Source organism: Mesorhizobium sp. M2A.F.Ca.ET.039.01.1.1, from assembly GCF_003998035.1.
GTDB lineage: Bacteria > Pseudomonadota > Alphaproteobacteria > Rhizobiales > Rhizobiaceae > Mesorhizobium.
Genome location: NZ_RZRY01000307.1, coordinates 1 through 7,293, shown reverse-complemented (window position 1 = coordinate 7,293; position 7,293 = coordinate 1). Strand labels below are relative to the sequence as shown.

Annotated in this window: 7 protein-coding genes; 2 read left to right on the top strand and 5 right to left on the bottom strand. The window is 65.4% G+C overall.

What is annotated here, in order from left to right:
* Together EOA24_RS21720 and EOA24_RS21715 are read left to right on the top strand one after the other, a co-directional pair.
* Nucleotides 1–371, top strand: a 371-nt coding sequence (locus tag EOA24_RS21720) for a 4Fe-4S dicluster domain-containing protein (RefSeq protein WP_348633077.1), incomplete at its 5' end; no start/stop codon positions are given.
* Nucleotides 372–373: 2 nt separating this feature from the next.
* Entirely contained in the window at nt 374–1,309 is a 936-nt protein-coding gene (locus EOA24_RS21715) for a DmsC/YnfH family molybdoenzyme membrane anchor subunit (protein ID WP_126079369.1), read from the top strand.
* 7 nt (nt 1,310–1,316) lie between these two features.
* On the opposite strand, the gene pdeM is transcribed toward EOA24_RS21715, so the two are convergent.
* The 5 genes from pdeM to EOA24_RS21690 all read right to left on the bottom strand — a co-directional run.
* A complete protein-coding gene (pdeM, locus tag EOA24_RS21710; protein ID WP_126079370.1) occupies nt 1,317–2,033 on the bottom strand; it encodes a ligase-associated DNA damage response endonuclease PdeM in 717 nt (238 codons plus the stop codon).
* Nucleotides 2,034–2,053: 20 nt separating this feature from the next.
* Nucleotides 2,054–4,585 carry a ligase-associated DNA damage response DEXH box helicase gene (locus EOA24_RS21705; RefSeq protein ID WP_189342045.1) on the bottom strand — a complete coding sequence of 844 codons (2,532 nt, stop codon included), beginning with the start codon at nt 4,583–4,585 and terminating at the stop codon, nt 2,054–2,056.
* A 244-nt stretch (nt 4,586–4,829) separates the two neighbouring features.
* Nucleotides 4,830–5,690 (bottom strand): NlpC/P60 family protein, encoded by an 861-nt coding sequence (locus tag EOA24_RS21700; RefSeq protein WP_189342044.1) that lies wholly within the window; start codon nt 5,688–5,690, stop codon nt 4,830–4,832.
* Nucleotides 5,691–5,718: 28 nt separating this feature from the next.
* Nucleotides 5,719–6,069 carry a MarR family winged helix-turn-helix transcriptional regulator gene (locus EOA24_RS21695; protein ID WP_042638647.1) on the bottom strand — a complete coding sequence of 117 codons (351 nt, stop codon included), beginning with the start codon at nt 6,067–6,069 and terminating at the stop codon, nt 5,719–5,721.
* 63 nt (nt 6,070–6,132) lie between these two features.
* A partial coding sequence (locus EOA24_RS21690; RefSeq protein ID WP_127410050.1) for a leucyl aminopeptidase family protein occupies nt 6,133–7,293 on the bottom strand: 1,161 nt, incomplete at its 5' end.

The window sequence follows — 7,293 nt, the reverse complement described above, 5'->3', positions numbered from 1 at the left end:
GGGCCTGCCCCTATGGCGCGCGCGAGTTCGACGCGGATGTCGGCGTCATGAAGAAATGCACGCTCTGCGTCGACCGCATCTACAACGACAATCTGGCCGAGGAAGATCGCGTGCCCGCCTGCGTCGCCGCCTGCCCGACCAGCGCCCGGCATTTCGGCGATCTCGGCGATCCCACCTCGGCGATCTCGCAACTCGTCGAGGAGCGTGGCGGCGTGGCACTGATGCCGGAACTCGGCTACAAGCCGACCAACCGCTATTTGCCGCCGCGCGCCCGCAGCGAACGGGCGGCGAAGGTCGACGCGCCCGCGCTGGAGCCGATCAAGGCCGAGGGCGGCTTTCTCGGTTGGATCGACCGCGTGCTTTCGAACTGATCATGCACCCCGCTTTCTCGGTCGTCTTCTTCACAACCGCCACCGGTGCCGGCTACGGCCTGTTGGCGCTGCTCGGCCTGCTTGGCGGGTTGGGGTTCATTCCCGCCGATTTCCGGCTTGGGCTTGTCGGCATGGCGCTGGCGCTCGGGCTGATCGTGGCCGGGCTTTTGTCCTCCACCGGTCATCTCGGCCGTCCCAGGCGCGCCTGGCGCGCCTTCTCGCAATGGCGCAGCTCGTGGCTGTCGCGCGAAGGCGTGGCGTCGGTCGCGACCTTCATCCCGGCCGTGCTGTTCGGCATCGGCTGGGTGTTTCTCGGCAAGAGCGGCGGCTGGGTGGCGGCCGCCGGCCTGCTGGCGGCGGCTGGCGCCGTCGTGACTGTCTGCACGACGGGCATGATCTACGCTTCGCTGAAGCCGGTCGCGCAATGGCACAGCCGATATACGTTGCCGGCCTATCTCATCTTTGCTGCCATGACCGGAAGCGTTCTCGCCAACGCCCTGCTTCAGGGGTTCGAGCTGGGTTCAGCGGAGATGCTGGCCTGGGCCCTGCTTGCCACCCTCGCCGGCTGGGTCTGGAAGCTCGCGACATGGCGCTACAATGACCGGCTGGAGATTCCGACAAATGCCAACACCGCGACCGGGCTCGCCGGCGGCACGGTGCGGTCGATCGAATGGCCGCATACGGAAGAGAACTATCTGCTGAAGGAGATGGGCTTCCGCATCGCGCGCAAACATAGCGCGAAGCTACGACGGATCACGCAGACGCTGGCATTCATTGCGCCCGCCGTCCTGCTTGTCATCGCCTTCGCCCTGCCTTGGCCGTTCGCGGCGATTGCCTCGGTGCTTGCAGCTGTTTGTCAGTTGGCCGGCATGCTGGTCGAGCGCTGGCTGTTCTTCGCCGAGGCGAAGCACACGGTCACGCTGTACTATGGCAGATGAAGCTGTATCAGCCCGGCCGCAGCATCGAGCCGGAGATCGCAAAAATGCGCTCGGCGCCGAGCATATAGGCAACCAGCGTTTCCAGGCGGAACAGGCCGGCATAGGCGCGGTCGAGCACGTTGAGCGAGCCGGTATAGGCGCCGAAGGCCGGCATGATCATGCGGCCGCCATCGCCGGCAAAGCAGCGCCGCCGGACCGAGCGGCCGCGCTGGACGATGCGCGCGCATGGGTGGAGATGGCCTGATATCTCGCCCTCGATCCGCGTCTTCGAGGGCTCATGGCGAAAGAGCAGCGAGCCGATGGCAAGTTCCCTCACCGTCTCGCCGGGCAAGTCAGCGGGCGCCTCAGGATCGTGGTTGCCGGCGACCCAGAACCAGTCGCGACCGGTCATCATCGCTTCCAGGCGTTCGCGAAAACTCGAATGCATGCGCCCGGCGCCGCCACCATCATGGAAGGAGTCGCCTAGGCTGACGACGATGCGCGGCTGATAGTCGGCGATCACCGACTGCAGCCTGAGCAAGGTGGCACCGGTATCGTAAGGTGGGATCAGCGCGCCGCGCCTGGCGAAAGAAGAGCCTTTTTCGAGATGCAGGTCGGAGACCGCGAGCAGGCGCAGATCGGGGAAGTAGAGAACGCCACGCCGATCGCAGATCGCGCGCTCGCCGGCGATACCGACAGGGTCGGCCTCGGCGATCAGCGTTGCGCGTGAGAGCGAAAAATTCATCCCCTCTTCGTCCCTCTCTTTCAGTCGATCATCTCCGGCCCCATGGCCTCTTCGACAAGGGTGGCGGCATCCATCAATAACGTCTCGTCTGCCTCGCCATTCACCGGCATCTTGCCGATTTCGAGCATGATCGGCACGGCGAGCGGCGATATCTGTTCGAGATTCTTATGCATGATTCGACCGCGAATGCGCGAGAGCATCTCGGCAAGTCTGCTGACATCGAGCAACCCGGTCGCAGCGTCGGTGCGGGTGGCCTGCAGCAGAATATGGTCGGGTTCATGGCTGCGCAGCACGTCATAGATCAGGTCGGTCGAGACGGTCACCTGGCGGCCGCTTTTCTCCTTGCCGGGGTGGCGTTTTTCGATCAGTCCGGAAATCAGCGCGCAGTTGCGGAAGGTGCGCTTCAAGAGCCAGCTGTCGGCAAACCAGGCTTCGAGATCATCGCCCAGCATGTCTTGATCGAACAGCGTGGCCAGCGACGGTTTTCTGTTCTTGAACATCCAGCCCATGTCGGCCAGCGACCAGATGGCCAGCGCATAGTCGGTGGCCACGAAACCGACCGGCTTCGCGCCCGCGCGATCGAGCCGGCGGGTGAGCAGCATGCCGAGCGTCTGGTGAGCAAGCCTGCCCTCAAACGGATAGGCCACGAGGTAGTAGCGGTTGCCGCGCGGAAAAGTCTCGATCAGCAGGTCGTCGCGTTTCGGCAGGATGGACTTGTCCGCCTGGAACCGCAGCCAATCCGCAACCTGCTCGGGTAGCTTCTTCCAGCGTTGCGGATCGTCGAGCATGGCTCGGACCTGCTCGGCCAGGTAGGTCGAAAGCGGGAATTTGCCGCCGCCATAGTAGGGCACTTTCGCATCGCTGCCCGGCGCGTTCGAGACGAAGCACTCGTTCTCGCGAATGCCTTCGAAGCGCAGGATCTTGCCGGCGAACATGAAGGTGTCGCCATGGGTCAAAGTCTCCAGGAATGCTTCCTCGATCTTTCCCAGCACCCTGCCGCCGCGCGAGGCTGCCCCCCGGCTGCCGGCCTGGACGTAGCGTACATTGAGCGCCGGCACTTCGATGATGGTGCCGACATTGAGCCTGTATTGCTGGGCGACGGCCGGATTTGAAACCCGCCACAAGCCCTCCCTGGTCTGCCGGATGCGCGCGTAGCGCTCGTAATTCCTGAGCGCGTAGCCGCCGGTGGCGACGAAGTCGATGACCCGGTCGAATGTCGGCCTGTCCAGGCTGGCGTAAGGCGCGGCGGTCCTTACCTCATCAAACAGTGCGTCGGCATGGAACGGCGCGCCGCAGGCGCAGCCCAGCACGTGCTGCGCCAAGACGTCCAGCCCGCCATTGACCAATGGCGGCGTGTCCTGGGCGCCGAGATAGTTGGCGTCGAGCGCGGCGCGGCATTCCAGAACCTCGAAGCGGTTTGCGGGGATGAGGATCGCCTTCGACGGCTCGTCCATGCGATGGTTGGCGCGGCCGATGCGTTGTGCCAGACGACTGGCGCCCTTCGGCGCGCCGACATGCACGACTAGGTCGACATCGCCCCAGTCGATGCCGAGATCGAGCGTCGAGGTGGCAACGATGGCGCGCAATGCATTCTCGCCCATTGCCTTCTCGACGCGGCGGCGCTGGGCGACGTCCAGCGAGCCGTGATGGAGGGCGATCGGCAAGGTATCCTCATTGACGCGCCATAGTTCCTGGAACAGCAGCTCGGCCTGGCTGCGGGTGTTGACGAAGAGCAGCGTGGTCTTGTGCCGCTTGATCTCGCGGTAAATTTCCGGCGTGGCGTAGCGGGCCGAATGGCCGGCCCAGGGAACGCGCTCTTCGGAATCAAGGATCGAGATATCGGGCTTGGCGCCACCCGTGACGACGATGAGCTCGGACATGGCACCGGGAGAAGCCTGGCTGACCAGCCAGCGCCGCAATTCGTCGGGCTCGGCGACCGTTGCCGACAGGCCGATGGTCTGGAGATCGGGAACGAAAGCGCGCAGCCGCGCCAGGCCAAGCGCCAGGAGATGCCCGCGCTTCGAGGTGACAAGCGAATGCAGCTCGTCGAACACGACATAGCGCAAGTCTTCGAAGAAGCGCCTCGCGTCGTTCGAGGCGATCAGCAGCGCGAGCTGCTCTGGCGTGGTGAGCAGAATGTCGGGTGGCGCCAGCTTCTGCCGCTGGCGCTTGTGCGAAGGCGTGTCGCCGGTGCGGGTCTCGATGGTGACGGGCAGGCCGATCTCCTCGACCGGCTTGCCGAGATTGCGCTCGATATCGACGGCCAGCGCTTTCAGCGGCGAGATGTAGAGCGTGTGGATGGCGCGACGGGCCTGGCCAGGCTTGCGCTTGGGACGGTTGGCGAGCTCGGTGAGCGACGGCAGGAAGCCGGCCAGCGTCTTGCCGGCACCGGTCGGCGCGATCAGCAGCACCGATTGGCCGCTTTGCGCCTTCGCCAGCAGCTCGAGCTGATGGGCACGCGGCGACCAGCCCTTTTGGCCGAACCATTTGACGAATGGCTCAGGCAGCAGGACGGCGGCGTTCTGTTCGGCAAGGCGCGGCTGCTCGGTCACGCGCAACAGGTAGCGCGGCGGCACGCGATCGCCAAGGAAAATCGGAACAAAAGGGGATCGGCGTTCCTCGCCCCGTTTACGGGGAGAGGATGCCGGCAGGCAGGTGAGGGGCGGCGCCGGCGATCGAGATGATGGTTTAGTTAGACGATGATAGGTCGGGAAATAGCGGCCAACCGCGAACATCGGCGCCGCCCCTCATCCGCCCTTCGGGCACCTTCTCCCCGTGAAACGGGGAGAAGGAAGATCACGGCCTCCTGAACCCGGTTGGGCCACCATAGAGATAGCCGATGCGCTCGACCGCTTCCTTCAGCCCTTCGCGCGAGACCAGCATGGTGTGGCCGTTGGCGTGGATCATGTCCCTTTCGTCGGTCATGGTCGCCACATGGCCTTTCCAGAACACGAGGTCGCCGCGCTGGAGGCCGGTATAGTCCGGACCCGGCTCGAAGGGCGTGCCGATCGACGCCGCCTGCATGTCGGAGTCGCGCAGCACATCCTTGCCGGTCATGCGCATCGCCAATTGCACAAGGCCGGAGCAGTCGATGCCGAAGCCGGAGACGCCGCCCCAGAGATAGGGCGTGCCGAGAAAACTTTCGGCGACGGTGACATAGTCGTCGGCCAGCTCGGCGATCGGCCGCAGATGGCCGGCGATGATCGCCTGGCCGGAGGGCAGCAGCGCATAATGCGTGCCCCGCGTCTCGGCCGAGCCGCTCACGGTCACGGTCGAGCCCATCGACAGCTGCCCGCTGAGCGGAAAGCGCAGATCCGGCCCGGGATAGAGGAAGGTGCGCGGCACGCAGACGATGTGGCTCGGAGCATGGTCGCGCGCGCCAAGAAGATTGTCCGCCACATAGCCGACATAGCCGTCGCGCTCGGCCTGCACCCAGGCCCAGCCTTCCGCGTCCTCGAAGACGAGCACGTCGTCGCCGAACAGCGCCTGCGTGTTGACGCCCGCATCGGGGCGCGGCGCCTTGCGCAGGTCGGCGACCGAGGCCGTGATCCGCGCCGGGCGGCCGGTGACGAAGCGGTCGGCGGCAACTTCGCCTTTCAGCCTCGCATCGGCAAGGTCGGAGCGGAAGGCGTGAAGGCGGGCATCCCTTGCGGTCAAATCGATAATCCAGTCGTTGGCAGTGAGGTCAGATGGGCAGTTCGTACGCCCTGGCGACGATACCATCGCCGAAGCGCTCGACAAAGAGCGCGCCTTCCACCGTGCGGCGGATCAGCACGTTGCGCTTGTCGAGCTCGTCGCGGTGGCGCGAGACGAGCTTCAGCGCGCCCATGGTGTCCAGCGCCCGGGTGATGACCGGCTTGGTGACGTTGAGTTTTGCCGCAAGCCCTCGCACCGTGTGCGGCGGCGGATCGAGATAGATGGTGAACAGGATCGCCGTCTGGCGCATGGTGAGATCGGGCTCGCCATCGCGCACCTGGGCCAGCATCACTTGCTGCCACAGTCGCAAGGCCTGGCTCGGGCGCATCGAGATCGACATCGCCCAAGCATGCCGGCAAATTGTTTCGGTTCCGTTTCAGTAACGGGCGCGCCTACCAATTGCTCAGGCAAATCGCTGCGTAATTATCCGCTCGAGCGCCCGAATGCCCTGCGCCTCGCCGCCGGTCAGGCCGTGGGGGCGGTCGGCCGGGTTCCAGGCGAAGATGTCGAAATGCGCCCAGCTGTGGGTCTTCTCGACGAAGCGCTTGAGGAAAAGCGCCGCGGTGATCGAGCCGGCAAAACCGTCCGTGGTGACATTGTTGATGTCGGCGATCTTTGAGGAAAGCTTCGCATCATAGGGACGCCATAGCGGCATTCGCCACAGCGGATCCTCGACCGCCATGGAGGCTGCGGCAATGTCGGCCGCGAGCGTCTCGTCGGCGGTGTAGAAAGGCGGCAGATCGGGGCCGAGCGCGACCCTGGCAGCGCCCGTCAGCGTCGCCATGTCGACCAGCAAGGCGGGCTGTTCCTCATCGGCCAGCGCCAGCGCGTCGGCCAGGATCAGCCTGCCTTCAGCGTCCGTGTTGCCGATCTCGACCGTGATGCCCTTGCGGCTCTTCAGCACGTCGCCAGGACGGAAGGCATTGCCGGCGATCGAATTCTCGACGGCGGGGATCAGCACGCGCAGCCGGACATTCAGTTTCGCCGCCATGATCATGGAAGCGAGGCCCAGCACATTGGCGGCGCCGCCCATGTCCTTCTTCATCAGAAGCATGCCGGACGACGGCTTGATGTCGAGGCCGCCGGTGTCGAAGCAGACGCCTTTGCCGACCAGCGTCACCTTCGGCGCAGCGCTCGGTCCCCAGCTCATGTCGATCAGCCGCGGCGCATCGGCGGAAGCCCGGCCAACAGCGTGGATCATCAGGAAATTCCGCGCCAGAAGATCGTCGCCGTGGATTGCGGAAATATCGGCGGCATGGGCGGCCGCCAGTTGCCGGGCGGCTTCTTCCAGTTCGACCGGACCGAGGTCGCTGGTCGGCGTGTTGACGAGATCGCGCGTCAGGAACACGCTATCGGCGACGCGGCGGACATGCGCGGCGTTCGCGCCCTCCGGAAGCGCGAAGCGTAAGGCCTTGCCCGGCCTCTTGCCGTAGCGCGTATACACATAGCCGCCCAGGACCAGCGCGAGCGCGGCGAGATCGGGCTGCGCGGGAGCCGACGCGAAATGCCAGTCGCCCTCCGGCAACGATCTTGCGAGCGCGCCGAGGGCCAAAGCGCTTTCGCC